Origin of the sequence: Noviherbaspirillum saxi (assembly GCF_003591035.1) — a bacterium.
Classification (GTDB): Bacteria; Pseudomonadota; Gammaproteobacteria; order Burkholderiales; family Burkholderiaceae_D; genus Noviherbaspirillum; species Noviherbaspirillum saxi.
Window position 1 is genome coordinate 56,027 of record NZ_QYUO01000001.1, and the last position, 14,727, is coordinate 70,753.

13 protein-coding genes are annotated in these 14,727 nt (G+C 55.0%); 3 read left to right on the top strand and 10 right to left on the bottom strand.

Features of this window, described 5'->3' with window-relative positions; translation table 11 throughout:
* Window positions 1-30: 30 nt before the first annotated feature.
* From D3871_RS00295 to D3871_RS00305, 3 genes are all read right to left on the bottom strand, one after another.
* Entirely contained in the window at window positions 31-1,149 is a 1,119-nt protein-coding gene (locus tag D3871_RS00295) for a sensor histidine kinase (RefSeq protein WP_158597834.1), read from the bottom strand.
* A gap of 165 nt (window positions 1,150-1,314) precedes the next feature.
* On the bottom strand, window positions 1,315-2,442 hold the full coding sequence (locus tag D3871_RS00300) for a methyltransferase (protein ID WP_119767097.1): 1,128 nt from the start codon (window positions 2,440-2,442) through the stop codon (window positions 1,315-1,317).
* A gap of 158 nt (window positions 2,443-2,600) precedes the next feature.
* Window positions 2,601-2,999: an aminoacyl-tRNA synthetase gene (locus D3871_RS00305; RefSeq protein WP_233575464.1), complete on the bottom strand. Its 399-nt coding sequence runs from the start codon at window positions 2,997-2,999 to the stop codon at window positions 2,601-2,603.
* Window positions 3,000-3,729: 730 nt separating this feature from the next.
* On the opposite strand from D3871_RS00305, the gene D3871_RS00310 reads away from it, so the two are divergent.
* Complete coding sequence (locus D3871_RS00310; protein WP_119767098.1) at window positions 3,730-3,960, top strand: hypothetical protein; 231 nt, start codon at window positions 3,730-3,732, stop codon at window positions 3,958-3,960.
* A gap of 119 nt (window positions 3,961-4,079) precedes the next feature.
* Here the strand turns inward: D3871_RS00310 and D3871_RS00315 are convergent, their stop codons facing one another.
* Together D3871_RS00315 and trfA are read right to left on the bottom strand one after the other, a co-directional pair.
* Window positions 4,080-4,367 (bottom strand): PsiF family protein, encoded by a 288-nt coding sequence (locus D3871_RS00315; RefSeq protein WP_119767099.1) that lies wholly within the window; start codon window positions 4,365-4,367, stop codon window positions 4,080-4,082.
* A 244-nt stretch (window positions 4,368-4,611) separates the two neighbouring features.
* Window positions 4,612-5,562, bottom strand: coding sequence for a plasmid replication initiator TrfA (gene trfA, locus D3871_RS00320; RefSeq protein WP_158597835.1), 951 nt, complete (start codon window positions 5,560-5,562; stop codon window positions 4,612-4,614).
* 1,910 nt (window positions 5,563-7,472) lie between these two features.
* Here trfA and D3871_RS00325 point away from each other — a divergent pair.
* Both D3871_RS00325 and D3871_RS00330 read left to right on the top strand, forming a co-directional pair.
* Window positions 7,473-8,690 carry a PfkB family carbohydrate kinase gene (locus D3871_RS00325; protein WP_158597836.1) on the top strand — a complete coding sequence of 406 codons (1,218 nt, stop codon included), beginning with the start codon at window positions 7,473-7,475 and terminating at the stop codon, window positions 8,688-8,690.
* Complete coding sequence (locus D3871_RS00330; RefSeq protein WP_119767102.1) at window positions 8,687-9,286, top strand: 7-cyano-7-deazaguanine synthase; 600 nt, start codon at window positions 8,687-8,689, stop codon at window positions 9,284-9,286. Before D3871_RS00325 ends, D3871_RS00330 begins: the two co-directional genes overlap by 4 nt.
* A gap of 562 nt (window positions 9,287-9,848) precedes the next feature.
* On the opposite strand, the gene D3871_RS29685 is transcribed toward D3871_RS00330, so the two are convergent.
* From D3871_RS29685 to D3871_RS00360, 5 genes are all read right to left on the bottom strand, one after another.
* Entirely contained in the window at window positions 9,849-10,766 is a 918-nt protein-coding gene (locus tag D3871_RS29685) for an 8-oxoguanine DNA glycosylase (RefSeq protein ID WP_147376720.1), read from the bottom strand.
* Entirely contained in the window at window positions 10,759-11,394 is a 636-nt protein-coding gene (locus D3871_RS00345) for a DNA adenine methylase (protein ID WP_233575629.1), read from the bottom strand. Before D3871_RS00345 ends, D3871_RS29685 begins: the two co-directional genes overlap by 8 nt.
* A 903-nt stretch (window positions 11,395-12,297) precedes the next feature.
* The gene (locus D3871_RS00350; protein ID WP_147376721.1) at window positions 12,298-12,858 is read right to left on the bottom strand and encodes an ABC transporter ATP-binding protein; all 561 of its coding nucleotides are present in this window, start codon (window positions 12,856-12,858) and stop codon (window positions 12,298-12,300) included.
* Between the two features lie 5 nt (window positions 12,859-12,863).
* On the bottom strand, window positions 12,864-13,160 hold the full coding sequence (locus D3871_RS00355; RefSeq protein WP_147376722.1) for a hypothetical protein: 297 nt from the start codon (window positions 13,158-13,160) through the stop codon (window positions 12,864-12,866).
* A gap of 376 nt (window positions 13,161-13,536) precedes the next feature.
* The gene (locus tag D3871_RS00360) at window positions 13,537-14,727 is read right to left on the bottom strand and encodes an IS91 family transposase (RefSeq protein ID WP_119767107.1); all 1,191 of its coding nucleotides are present in this window, start codon (window positions 14,725-14,727) and stop codon (window positions 13,537-13,539) included.

Consider the following 14,727-nt stretch of genomic DNA (forward strand, 5'->3'; position numbering starts at 1 on the left):
GTAAAAGGGCTGATATTTTTTATAACGGTCTCAAGCACCGCGCGGCAGAGTGAACGCAAACGTCGTCCCCTCGTCATCAGAGGATGCCGCACTTATCTCCCCTCGATGCGCACACACAATTTCCCGCGCAATAAACAATCCCAATCCCAGATTTGCCGGCGGCATCGAATACCCATCCTCATCATCGCGACCGACGTGAATCATGGGATCAAAGATCACTTGCAAGGCATCGGCTGAAATTGCCGGTCCATGGTTTTTGACCTGCACCGTGATGCATGTCGCCTCGCCATTCGCGATCACGTCGATAGGTAAATCGCGGCCGCCATGCTGTACCGCATTGCTCAGCAGGTTCCACAGCACCTGCCGAATACGTTCGCCATCGGCCACGCAATCCAGCGGCCCGGAGGTCTGCAAGTTGAAGCGGCGCGACGGGTAGGCTGTGTGGATCTCGTTCAACGCCAGTGCACACACATGGGCAAGATCGGCAGGCGCAGGCGAGACGGGAATTCCCTCGCCCAGCCGCGAGCGGGTAAATTCGAGCAAGTCCTTGATCATTGCACTCATCGCCGCCGCACTGCGGCTTAAGCGGTCCGCTGCTTCCGCCATTCGCTCGGACGAAATTCCCGGTGTTGCAAGATATTGACTGGTCATGATGATGGCGCCTAGCGGGGTGCGCAAATCATGGCCCAGGATGGCAAGAAACTTGTTGCGCGAGCGCTCCAGTTCTTCCGCATAGCGGCCAAGCGATTCCGACATGGCCCGGTCGATCGCTGCGTTAAAGCGCATCATTTGGTGAAAAGCACCCTCGTTCAGGTCGAAGCCTTGTGCCGTCCATCTACGCAAGACGTTGGCGCGCAACGTGCAGAATTCGGTGCCGACCTGATGTAGTTCGAAACCGGCGGCGTGGCGCAGCGTTCCATGCAGGGCAGCGGCACTTTGACGGCCAACGCTGGCCGACATTGCACCTTGCTCGCTTTGCGTTTCCGAAGAATCGGTTTCAAACGCAATCTGGTCGAGAATGTCGCGAAAATGGTCCCGGAGCGCCATCGGGGTCATGGCCTCTGCCGCCGGCAGCAAGGTCGCCGCAAAGGCTTCCCATTCCGCAACGAGCTGCTGCATATTGTCGCTGATGAATGTGGACAGGTTCACCGCATCTCCATGACTAAATGGCAATGGCGGCAGGCGGATTCCACTCCGGCCATTGATTGCAGGAACGATCGGCCTCCTGCCGTACGCCATTTTACTAGGGGGACACGAAATTGCGCAGACAGGTGTGCAGGCTTGCCTTTTTGAAAAGCATTGCCGGGGTGCCGCTCAAGCTGCCTTGAGTCGCCACAGCGAAGTCACTTCCGCCATGCGCGCCTGATACAGCGGATCGTTTTTGTCTGTTGCCTTGGAGTGGCGTGGCCGTATGTCGATACGTCCTGCGATCGAAAGTCTTGCATCGCCTATCCACGCCAGTAATTGTTCGCGCGTCCGCAATCCGAGGTGCTCGGCCAAGTCGGACATGATGAGCCAGCCTTCGCCATCCGGTTCAAGATGCGCGGCAAGGCCCTCGAGAAATCCGCGCAGCATTCGGCTGTCAGGGTCGAACACCGCGTATTCGACCGGCGAACTCGGTCGCGCCGGGACCCAGGGCGGATTACAGATGATCAGCGGCGCGCGACCGGGCGGAAACAGATCCGCCTGCGCCACCTCGACCTGCCTGGCAAAACCCAGGCGCATCAGATTGTCGCGGGCGCAGGCCAGCGCCCGTGCATCCTGGTCGGTAGCGATGACGCGGGCGACGCCGCGTTGCGCCAATACCGCCGACAGCACGCCGGTGCCGGTACCGATATCGAAGGCCAATGCCTTGGTTGGCAACGGAGCCTGGGCGACAAGATCGACATACTCGCCGCGCACCGGGGAAAACACGCCATAGTAAGGATGGATGCGCGCTCCCAGCGCAGGAATCTCGACGCCTTTCTTGCGCCACTCATGCGCACCGATCAAGCCGAGCAACTCGCGCAGGGAAGCAACATAGGCTTCGCCCGCCACGCCATAGGCTTCTTCGCAGGCCGAGCGAACGTCCGGCGCGCGGCGTAGCGGGATCACATGTCCGGTCTCGAATGGCAGCAGCAGCATGCCCAGGATACGCGCGCGCTGTGCCTGCACCTGGCGGTGCCGATGAAAGGCATCGGTCAGCGATCCGGGCGGCGCGGCTTTTTTCGGTTTGCGGTCGACCCGGCGCGCCAATGCCTGCAGCAGCTGGCGGGCATTTTGAAAGTCGCCGCGCCATAACAGCGCGGTTCCCTCGCATGCCAGGCGATATGCGGTATCGGCCGGCATGCGGTCATCCGCCGGCACCACGCGTTTGGGCGGCGGCACGCCTGCTTCCGATTGCCAGCGAACGGAATAGGCGACACCGTCTTCGGTCCATTGCAGCATAGGGGCACCTGTCATCCGGCGTCCTTCAACGAGCAGGGATGACAACGAAACAGATCAAGGGGATGCAACATGGGTCGATAATGGCAAGACTGCGTTGGCCGTCGCTGATGGTCCGGCAGACCGGTATTTTATGCCGGATTGAGCGCCAAGCTTGTTTTACCCACCACCAGCGTTCAAGGCCGGTGCGCAATCGGAGCAGTCTGATGTGGGCTCGCCATAGGTAGATGCCGGAGTTCGGCATGGTGTTCGAGAATGCAAATTACCGCTTTGACCACTGCATACATGACTGCGCGGTCCTTTGACGGATGATCGGAAAGGCGCACGGTCGAGGAACCGGCGATGACGCAATGTGGCGGCCCTGCCGTATCTTCACCGGTAAACCGCAGCGCGATGTCATACAGGGCGATCAAGGGGCCGCAGGCTGCCCAGTCGCGCGTCCATTGCGGCAAGGCGCGCGTGCCTTCCCATAATACGCCGCCGCTCTCGTAATACTCTTCGACTTCATGCCCAAGCAGTTGCGCCAGGTGACGCTCCTTGGCGACGCAGCTTCTGAAATACTCTTCATCGCTCATGCGCATTGCTGCCCTCCCGTCCATGCATATATCGTTTAGATGACAATACGACGACTGGTTCATGGCGACTTGCGATGACGCAGATGTCATCACGGCGCGGGATTGGAATATGCGCTTCATCAGAGCAAAAAAAAGCCCGCGACCTTGCGGTAGCGGGCCAATCCAATTCCAGGAGAGTTGGAGGAGACAGTTCCAACTATAGATGCATGCGGCACTACTGTCCTCTTTATTGTTGTAATAACGGATATACCTTTGGGTGATATCTAAGAAAATCCTGGAAATAGAAAAGCCCGCACGACATGGTCGTGCGGGCTTGGTTGTCTCCGATCCTTCCTGAGGTGGATTTTTTTTGTGAGCGAATATTACACCGAACCGCTCATTTGCCCAAGTTGCAATGCAGCGAAGATCTGCGCCTGTATTTCCCTTGCTCCGGGCATGAAAAAGCCCGCCGAAGCGGGCTTTTTCCCGATACAGGAGTAGATTCCTGAAACCCTAACCTATCTGGAAAGTGGCCCCAGTTTGTATGAATCTGCTCTTGTATCCGCATACCTGACTATGTCGTATGCGCGAATCGACTATAGCAGCGCAGAAACGCCACTGACAAGTGAATTGCCAGGAAGCATCAGAAAATTTCTGCCGAACGCTGCGAAAAGTCAACAGCCATGATTCCCTTGGCATGCATTCTTCGAACGTACAAGGCGGCCTGCGCCACGCTCAACTGGAGTAGCCCATGTCAACAGTGATACAGCACCGCGGTATCCGTATTGTCACGCTATCGGCGCATGAATCGGTTGCCGAACACTGCAGGGAAGGCGATATTGCGCTGGTTCAGGATGAGAGCGGATGGTGGACCCGGTTTGTCGGTGCCAAGGGTGATAGCGAGGGTTACGATTCCGCATTCGACACCTATGACAAAGCCTTGTGGACTGCCAAGGCAGCAGCGGAGTTTTCAGCCGAATAACCGTGACGATACCGGACTGGAGCGTCCCCGACGGTCCACGGCACAAACGCCAAGCCGTCCGGGCCCTGGATAGACCAGGTCCGGACGGAGTCAATGCGGAAAAGGCGTAGAACCCGAGCTTAGCCTTTTTTCAGGCATTCGCTCATGAATTTCTTGCGTTCGTCCCCGGCCTTGCCTTTGGCTTCGGCGTTGCAGGATTTCATTTTGTCCTGCTGCGCCTTTTGCGCCTCGCTCACCTTTGGCTTGCTGCTCAGGCACTCCTTCATGAACGCTTTACGCTCGTCGCCTTTCTTGCCTTCCGCTTCCTTGTTGCAAACCGTCATCTTGTTTTGCTGGTCGGTCGCGGCCAAAGCGGGTTGCAGCAGCATAGGAAGTACGAGCGCGATTGCGCCTGCAAATACTTTCATTGTTCTCTCCTGGTATGGCGTTTTTAGAGTTATTGCTGACCATGACGGTCAACTTTATTACAGCACATTCGCGGAATCAGAATAGCTGCTTCGTTTGATATTTGATCAAGTTAAATCAAAATCCGGCGGCGTCGCGCAAGGAACAAAGGAAAACAGTATTAAATTGACAAGTAGTAGGGTGACAAAGCGATGCCTGAATCCGGCAGCATCGCTCGAAACACGATAATGATGCGATGGCCGTGCTTCAAGCTCCCAACTGCGCAACCTGCTGGGCGCGGCTCGCCCGTACCACGGTAACGACATCGGTCATCGAGTCAATTTTCCAGCTCTTCAGGAACCCCTGTTCGACGAGCAGATCGAGCGCCTTTTTCAAGCCATTGCGGAAATGATAGAGCTGCTGTGCTGAAGAGCCGCACAAGCCCTTCAGCGTTTCCACCTTGTAGCCGAAGGGTTCGCGATGTGTGAAATAAAAACCGTGCAGCCATTTCGCCAGCGGCGAACGCAGCTTCAGACGCTGGCGCCAGTCAAGCTGGGTGTAGGCATCAGCGCCGAACAGCGTGATCAGCTTTGGATTCAGCCTGACTTTCCACTGCCGGTCGGTCTCGTCCTTGAAGGTGAATTCCTGCACCAGCGTTCCGCCATAGCCGCGCTTGCCGGAACCCGCATCGAAGCGGATTTCCACGGCATTCGCGGTAAGTCGCAGTATGCACAGGCGCAGCCTTTCGTACGACGGCGATGAAGTGGGCCAGCCCATGGACTTGAGCATGGAATATGCGGTGAACGACACTTCATGTCCGAGCGGCTGGCTGCGCGCCAGATGCACCAGGTTCAGGAACACATCTTCATCGTCCTGGCGCAGTTCTTCGCCGGTATAGAAAATTTCGACGCCCTTGACCGAGGTGATCGGCCGCTCTTTCAAATGCTGGCGCGGCTCGTTCTGGCGCGCGACGCTGAACAGCGCAGAACGCGCAAGCGGATTCGGCAAGCCGCGCACCTGGTTTTCCCAGAGCGGAAGCTGGATGATATTGAGGACTTGCTCAACGTCCCGCCGCACTGCCTCGGCGGCGCCGTCTTCCCCCGGTACCAGACTCATCTGGGCTTGCCGACTGCCGCCCTTGCGCTTCGCCGCGAGGGTTTCTCCTATCTTTTGCAGTGCGTCGCTAAGCGGTTTGTGCTTGATCCCTGTGGGCGGCATGTCAGTTCCGTTCGTTTTCGTTGTCAGGAAGCAAGGTAACACGACCATCCACGTATCTTGAGCGTGGGGCCTCGTCGTTGTAGCGTTGAAACACGTATGTCGAGCGTGGCTCGGAGTGCGTTTTTTGGCGGTCAATACCGTTTGACGCGTATTTCGAGCGTGGCCATCCAGCGTTTTAAATAAGACCGCCTGGTTATCGTGTTTCGAGCGAGGTCAACAATGCGCTTTGCTGCTTGATTCGGCGTTAGCGACAGGACGTTCCGAAGCGCTTATCGATACCGGCGCGCACATTTCCATCGTTTGTCGAGCGTGGGACATGGAACCTGAAGAGAAACTTGCACTAGGCACGTATGTGGAGCGTGGCAAAAGCGGATTAGTACCGCAAATATCGTCTTTTCAGCGTGGTCGATTTCCCCGATGCGACCAGAAAGTGAGGCAAACCGTGTGGCTCGAGATGAATTTATCGTTTTTCGAGCGATGAAAAGTCTAAAAATCGGTGGAGGCTCCTCGCAAATCCCGCATCGTCCTCAAGAACAGGCTTGAATCAGCACCTCATTTCCATTTTCGCTCCCGAAAAACACCGTATTTCAAGCGTTGGAAGGCATCGTTGCTCGACCGTTGAAGCTCGTTGCTCACGCGAGCCACATACGTCTGTCGAGCGTGCAAAGCACGTCTATCGAGCGTGAAAAATTCGTTTTCGGAGCGTGCGGGTCACGAGTCAATAACCAATAAAATCAATGACTTGCAAATGATTTCAAGAATGCTTAATCTGGTTTTAATCTATGTAATCGCTAATGTCGCATCGCTTCAAATACGTGTTTGACGATATAAGAATTAATGGCACTAGCGCGTTGGGCTGGAATTTTGGAAAGCAGATTTAAAGCGTAAACGGCCTAGGCAAATGCGCTCGCCAAGAAATGACTGCTGCATTCAGCCGGTTACCGAAATGGCTTCGGTATGAGTGACAAGGGAGAGCACGTTAATTACATAACGGACGTTTGAACCGCACGTACATACCATGCGGACTCGCACGGTTTGTAACTAGAACTATAAAGTGTCACCCTTTTGGAACCATAACTTGGCAATATACGGGCCTTTTCATTACTTAAATGCTAAACTTTTCGTCGAATCGGAAGCATAATTTGGCACCAAGTCGAAATTTGGAACCATAAGCTGACTCCGACCACTACCCTCCAGCGATCTCCCGATGCAACATCGCCAAGAATTCATTCCTGGGATGGAGAGGTAAATTCAAGTGCAGCAGCCGCCATTTCCCAGCCAAGCATCGCTTCCGTACCTAAACCCATGAGCTTGCGATGTTCAGGTTTCGCTTTCAAAAGCTGCCATTTTCCACCGTAACTTCTATGAAATGCCGCCCAATTTGAGCGGCATTTTTTGTCGTAAATCCCATATGTGTGGGAGATTAGAAATTTCTTTTTGGCAATATAATTACTTAAATGCCGGATAAAGCAGCAAAAAGGCCTAGGTACTAATCCATAAAGAATAATTAATGATGAGTGCTTAGGTAACCAACCAGCATCGAAGATGCGCTAACAGCGTAGGCACCCAAATTTTGAGGGAATAATCATGTCAGGTTCTAGTACTAGCTGGGATCCAGAACCACCACGCACTCCTTGCGATCGTCTTTCATTCAAAACAGTCGTCAACTCACCGGTACCGACCGTTCTGGCTAACGTGAAAGTTGGCGACTGCCTGGATGTTGTTATTGATCAATCCCAAGGGAGAAAAGTGGTCGTCGTTTTACATCAGGGCCAGATTCTGGGGTCCATCACCGTTTCCGGCATTCCTCGCTTGGTGGAATGCCTCGACGATGGCAATTCATTTAAGGCCGAAGTCTTATCAATCGCCGGCGCTCGATGCGAAGTCTTGGTGACACCAGGGAACTGCCCATGATCCACATTGCAGGCGGCACCTATCGGGAATTCTGTGAATTTCCAGAGTGGCGAGCGATGTACGGCTCCGCCGGTCGCGCTGCCGCTGCGATCTCGACATTGTCCGATCAGGTTTTTCTTTCGACGTTTGGGCAATTGTCAACGAAGCCTAATCGCCAAAGCCTAGCAGACCAGTTTGCCTTCATCATCAAGGGTTATGTAGAGGCACCAGACGTAGCATTTCGCTATTTCCACTGCTTAAGTAAGCCCGAAATCTGGCCGCGTCGCGAAACCTTGGACGGGTCGCCGACTTTGCGCATCGAAGACACGAATGTTTTGCGCTTTGGCGCTATCGAGGGCCAGATCGTCGTGAAGGCGGAGCGAGCCGTCTACGATCCTCAATCAGCCTTTAACCCTGAACCATTTCATGCAAATAGTTCCTCTGCTAAATCGCTGGCCATTGTTTGCAACGGGTATGAAGCAAGTTTGTGGACAGGGGCAAAGGATCCGAAACAAGCTGCCAGCGCTCTTCTGGCCAATCACAAGGCTGATGTCGTCGTCCTGAAAATGGGCCACGAGGGCGCATATGTCTATACGCCAAACAATCAGCCGCAGCTTGTTGCGCCATATATGACAGGGCACGTATTCTCGATCGGAAGTGGGGACGTATTTTCCGCAGTCTTCGCACATTTCTGGGCAGAACAGAACATGGACCCGATAGATGCTGCAACGCAGGCTTCTCTGGCCACAGCAATTTATTGTGAGACTCAGTCATTGCCGATCACAACACAGTCCTTACAAGATACGACGCTTCACCCACAGCCGTTCACCATGCGTCCCCAAGCTCAACGTGCGCACTATGATGTTTATCTTGCCGGCCCATTTTTTACGATGGCTCAGCGGTGGCTCGTCGAAGAAGCTAGAAATGCACTCCGTGCTGCTGGTCTCAAAGTGTTTTCGCCATATCATGAAGTCGGCAATGGTCCAGCCAGCCATGTTGCCCCACTTGATATCGCAGCACTCAATCAATCGGCCTTGGTCTTAGCGCTGATAGATGGTTTAGATGCCGGCACTATTTACGAGGCGGGTTACGCAGCCGCCAAGGGAGTGCCGGTGGTCGCATTCTCGGAACAAGTCAGCAATGAAGATTTGAAAATGATCGCGGGTAATGGTGCGGAGATTCATTCTGACTTTACTACCGCAATTTACCGCGCCTGCTGGAAAGCGCTGAAATGACGAAGGCCATACTCCTTTCCGGCGGCATGGACTCAATTTCTCTGGCGTACTGGCAACGTCCCACAGTCGCCATTTGCATTGACTATGGACAAAAGCCCGCAGAGGCGGAAATTCGTGCATCTAGTGCAATTGCGTCACTTTTGAACATCCGCCATGAAGTGATTCGCATTGATTGCAGCTCGTTAGGTTCAGGGGATTTATCGGGGACAAATGCCTTGCAGCTTGCACCGTCCTCGGAGTGGTGGCCCTTCCGTAATCAAATGCTGATCACGTTAGCGGTCATGAAGGGCGCGTCATTGAATATCAGTGAGCTGATGCTCGGCACCGTTAAATCTGACGGACATCATGCTGATGGCACCGAAGCTTTCATTTCCGCGGCCGATACCCTGGTTGCTCTCCAAGAAGGCGGCATTCGAATTACTGCCCCTGCCATTCAGATGTCGACGGCCGCACTTGTCCAAGCTTCTGGCATTCCCCGTGAAGTGCTTGCCTACGCCCACTCATGCCATACAGCAAACTACGCGTGTGGAACATGCAGAGGATGTATCAAGCATCGCAATACCTATCGGGAATTGGGCGATGAAGAACCTTATTGACCTAGGCTCTCCGGTCCCCCGTCCGCTTGAAACGGGAGTAAGGCCATATCAATATCCCGTTCAGTCCGCTGAAACATTGCCCTTTTTGACAAAAGACGCTGTGCAAGACTTCGACGACGTTGTCTTCGCTCGCAGGACGCGTTACGGTGGCACGCCGCTGAGTCGCGAGAATCTCGCCGCGCTCCTATGGCGCACGGCCTATTGCCTCCAGGACCAGCCCTTGGACCAAAGAATCCACGCCAAGCGCAAGCCAGTGATATCGGCGGGTGCCCGACATCCGATCGACATCATTGTGATCGAACGAAGTCCAAGCATGGATCTGTCAACGAAGCTGTATGACGATCTGAACCATAGCTTGCTCACCCTTGACATTGCGTCAGGTGCAGTTAGGCCGCTGTGGGATATGGCATCCATGGCGGCCAAAGGAACTTGCTCGACGCTGTGCTGGTTCGTTGCCCAAGTGGGCAAGACCGCCGGGAAGTATGAATGGCCGGATAGCCTTATTTGGAGAGATGCCGGAGCACTGCTACAGCAGTTCTCCTTGGTCTCTCATGCACTGTCACTAGGCTGCGTACCTCTTGGACCGACCGGCAACCCAGGCATCGACGATATTTTCCGCTCGAACGGCACCTTGTTCGGTGTAGGTGGATGTTTCGTTTCTGAACTGCAGGCCTAATTGCATCGGGCGCGCCTTCGGTTGCACCTTGTCTGTTGAGAATTGAGAGCTCAGCTGAGCTCTCACCGTAGTCGGGGCTTGGCGCATATGTGACCACATGATGCCATCTAACACTGATGCTCTCACACAAATAGCGCTGGCGAACTCCAGATACTGATTTTCCATTTGCGCATAGTGGCTTTCGATGCGTTGCTTCTGATCAAAGAATCCGGCCAGCAAGCCGGCTCGGTAAATATGGATATCCAGAATGGCGACATGATCGCTACCAGTGTGGTTGCGAACGATCCACGAAGCAGTCTTAGGGCCAATACCTGGTAGCGAGATTAACCAATCGCGCAACGCAAGATCGCCGTGAGGAGGAAGCTGCTCACAGAATGCCGCATGAATATTGGCGAGATAGGCGGCTTTTTGCCGAGCAAAGCGGTAATGCACTGCGGTGCCATTCCGCTTGAAAATTGGAGCGGCCAGCAAGTCAAGGTATTGTTGCTCCGATGCTGGAGATTGATCTTGCAGAACCCCCTCGTCGCGAATTCGTTTGTAGGCCGCCAAGCATATTTCGGCCGGCATGCCGTGGCCACCAAGAACGCAAGCGACCGTTTCCTCTAGAAGTGAATCGCCAAGTCGATTACGTGAGGCCGGATACTGATCTTCTTCGATCCAAACTTGAGTTGCCCAATATGCTGGGGTAAACATCGCGTCGAAGCGACCCCATTGAATGCCTGGCATCACATAGGACTCAGCTGGTGGCAAGCGCAACTCATTGTGACGAGAGGGGTCGGGGTTAAACACAAGTTGCTCATCCACGGACAGCCTCCTGTATTTCATTGCTATATTGCTCTGCAGCCCAACTCCACAACAGATGCCTTTCTGCTAGGGGCATGCGCATGATTTTGTCGGCAAGGCGGCTATGACGTCGACGCAAGGCCTCGCGCTGACGGAAGTCAGCGCCTAAATACCGCGTGTCATAAGGGGCTTCCGGCATCGGAAAATTGATCCAGACAGATTCTTCGCGTATCCCGCTATGAGTTGCTGCATTGAAAGTGATCTTTTCCCAATCTCGCAGTACATCCTCGTAGATTGGATTACTGTAGCTGGAAATCATCACCATGCAAGGTAGTTTCGTAATAACTTCTAGCAGCTGTAGATGATCTTCCGTTGAATAGTCCCGACGATAAATCCGGGCTTTCCTTCTCGTAGAAACTGGATAAGGTGGATCGCAATAGACAAGCTCATCACCGCGATAGTCATAGCCAGACAAAAAGGCGATCGCATCTCCTTCGAGGATCTGTGTATTGGGTAGATCGTGATCTGCCCAGGTACGAACGACTTCCGAGTCCGCATCAATTCCGATGGAATGTTCGACTGGTTGCTTGTTACGCAGTACTGCACCGCCACCCAAATGGCTTTCTATATACACGCGATGGTGCGGCATCAGGTTCACGATGTTCCTAAAGCAGCCGCCTTTACCCCCTGGATATCTCATGACAGCATCATCGCCACTTTTGACGATGGTGTCAAGCCGATCAAATAGCGGGTCGGCCGGGATTCGCGTGAAATTTGTAGAAAGTATTTGATTTACCGTAGAAACGAATCCATAAGAGCCTTTCGCAGTAGACCTTCGGAAAACCGGCACAGGCAATCGCAGCGCCGACGACTGAATCACTCACGGCGGTAGACTTTTTACAAGCGCGAATAGCTTGCGAACAGTGGGGTGACGTAAGGCAAGTCTGGGTTGAGCAACTTGAGTCAGAGCAGGGCCGTCGCGATTCTCTTGCCCGTATTGTCGTCGTGGCGGAATGGTCGTACTGGACGGCATTGCGAAGAAGCGAGCTGGCGGCACTCAAAATGGCGGACATCGTGTGTTCAGGCGATGAGTGGCAAGTTGCCGTACCTCGGTTTGGCAGGGGAAAGACCATCGATCTAGTTCATGTGCCGGCGCCCGCTATTGACGCATTGCGTCGATACCGGATTTCACGCGCATTGCCACCGCTTCCAAACGCTTCGGAAAGCAATGTTCCACTGATTGCTCAACTAAGGTCTGAGTCGCCAGTCGAGTCATGGACAATCGGTCACATTCTTCGAGAAGCATCTCGCCTGGCGACACGCGAACATCGTCAGTCGGCGGAACAGTGTCCACTCTCTAACCGTGCACTACGGCGCTATTTGGTCGTAGACGGGTTGCTGAAACATATTCCGTACTCGGATCTCAGTGCGCATGTCCGATCGCGATACACGGTAGGCGTTGTTGCCGGTTCGTCTGTGGCTTCGACTATCCCCGCGTCCCTTTCCAGATTGGCAATGGATACTCAGAGATAGACGTTATGCAAAAAAGTTCTCAATAGCCCTTGATGACTCGATATCCTTTGACTGGAATCTTCGCCGACTCATCCACCAGCACGCACAGGCGATTTCGGTTGTTGCTGTCATAGCATCCGACAACCGTTGAATAGCCCCCTTTGGTGGACAACTGCTGAATCTTTGCACGCAGATCGGCCTCCTCTCTGCGCAGGGCTGCGACAACATCTTCGTTAGGCTGGACAAATTTCGCAGCAATGACGATGCCTAAAACGCCGCAGAATGTTGACAACACCGCCATTCCTCCAATCCGCCATGGCGCCCAGCGCACCGCATTTTTATAGACTTCAGCGGCTCTTTCCGCGTGCAGATTTGCTTCAGTCCAATTGCTTGCGATCTGGCCTGCTGCCTTGTGTGCGGCATCCGGTAATGCCCGATCAACTTGGGCAAAAATTTCTCTGGGCAGTGCGCCAGCTTTTGTTTCAAATTTAGCGGCCGCATCCTTTAAGGCATCTAGAGTAGCTTTTGTTTCTCTCTGTTGTTGAGCTGATGCTTCAAAAACTGCGGCGGCTGCTTTCTCGAGACTGTATTGGCTCATCATTTCCCTCAGCGGCTTAAACCGTGCGAACGTTGCGGTGTTCTTTCATATTCTCGAGTGCGCTCGAGCTTTTGCTCATGTGTTTGCTCACCAATTGATTTCATACGGAGCTCGATGTAGTCCTTGTGTTGAAGACGCAATTCCCGAATATCGTCCAACGCGACATATCGGATTGCGCCAGCGGTATCAATATGCACCAACATACCTCCCGCTGATACGGAGCCAGCACCGTTCCATTCCGCAACGCACTTCAGATATTTTTTTAGCAGGGCCGGCTCAATTCCTGGTGTGTCCGGATTGAGCACGTCATCCGCTAGCTCCTGTTAAGGGTTGTAGGATGCCTGCCCTTACGCACCGGACTACCGGCGCACGCCAGAAGCCAGCGGGCAGGTGTCGTACAAGCCTCGAGGGAGGAAACCGCGGAATGCTCTAACGCCATTCGGCAAGCCTAAACGGCTATGGGGATTTGAATGTTCGCGGTGGGGATAGCCGTGGCGAATCGGCCGAGCCATTGGACAGCGACATGGCTCACCTGCCTGACGTGGTGGCGGCGGTGCTGGATTTTTCGGCAACCCGGGTGGTAAGAAATCAGGTTATTCCAGCCCAAGGCAAAGCCGTCCGCTATCGGCGTTGCCCACGCAAGAGCCGACGGAAGATTGCTGCATCGACACATGTCCACGCTCATACTGCGCCTCGCTGCCGGGGTGGCGCACGGATCGGTTGCCCGCGCGCGAAGGTCTCGATGATGCGCATCGCTGCGCCGCAGTGCGGGCAGACGAAGCGCGGCTGACTGATGGTGGCCGCCGCCTCCGCTGCGTGAGGCGGCAAGTCGGATACGACATGCAACAGTTCACGTGCCTTGGCCAGGTTCTGCTGGCGCCCGGCATTGGCAATGAGCCCATAGTGACGGATGCGGTGGAAACCGTGCGGCAAGACATGCAACAGGAAGCGGCGCATGAACTCGTGCGCCGCAAGTGTCATGGTCTTGTAGCGCGTGCGGCCCTTGGCGCGGTAATCCTTGCAGCCGAACGTGATGCCGCGCTCGTCCATGGCCAGCAGTCGGCTATTGGAAATCGCCACCCGATGGGTATAGCGCGACAGATACGCCAGCACCGCTTCCGGTCCGGCGAACGGGCGCTTGGCATACACCACCCATTCACAGGCTCGCAACGGCGCGAGCCAGTCGGCGAAGACCGCCGCCTCGCTCAGCGCGGCGTACTCGGCGAAGAACTGCAATCGTCCGTTGCGATGGGCTTTCTCCAGTTCTTCGAGGAAGCGGCGCCGAAACAGCCGCGAGAGCACGCGTACCGGCAGGAAGAAACCCGGCTTGCAGGCGACCCAACGTTCCCGGTCCAACGACAAGCCGCCGCCGGGAACGATGCCATGCACGTGCGGATGATGGGTCAGGGCCGAGCCCCAGGTGTGCAAAACCAGGGTGGCGCCGATCTGGGCGCCCAAATGCCTGGGGTCGGCGGCGATGGTGCGCAGGGTCTCGGCGGCGACGTCAAACAACAGGCCATAGATCGCGGCCTTGTTGTAATAGGCAATCGCGCTGATCTGTGCCGGCAAGGTGAACACCACATGGTAATACTCCACTGGCAGCAACTCGGCCTGGCGCGCCTCGAGCCATCGGCGTGCGGCGCTGGCCTGGCATTTCGGGCAATGCCGATTGCGGCAAGAGTTGTAGGCAATCTCGACCTGCTCGCAGGCGTCGCAGCGCAGCACATGTCCCCCCAGCACCGCACTGCGGCACTGTTCGATGGCCGACATGACCTTGAGCTGGCCAAGGCTCAAGTGCGCATGCTGAGCCTGTCGCCAAGACGGCCCGTGGAGGCGAAAGATATCCGCGACGTCCAGGGCAGCAAGCCCCAT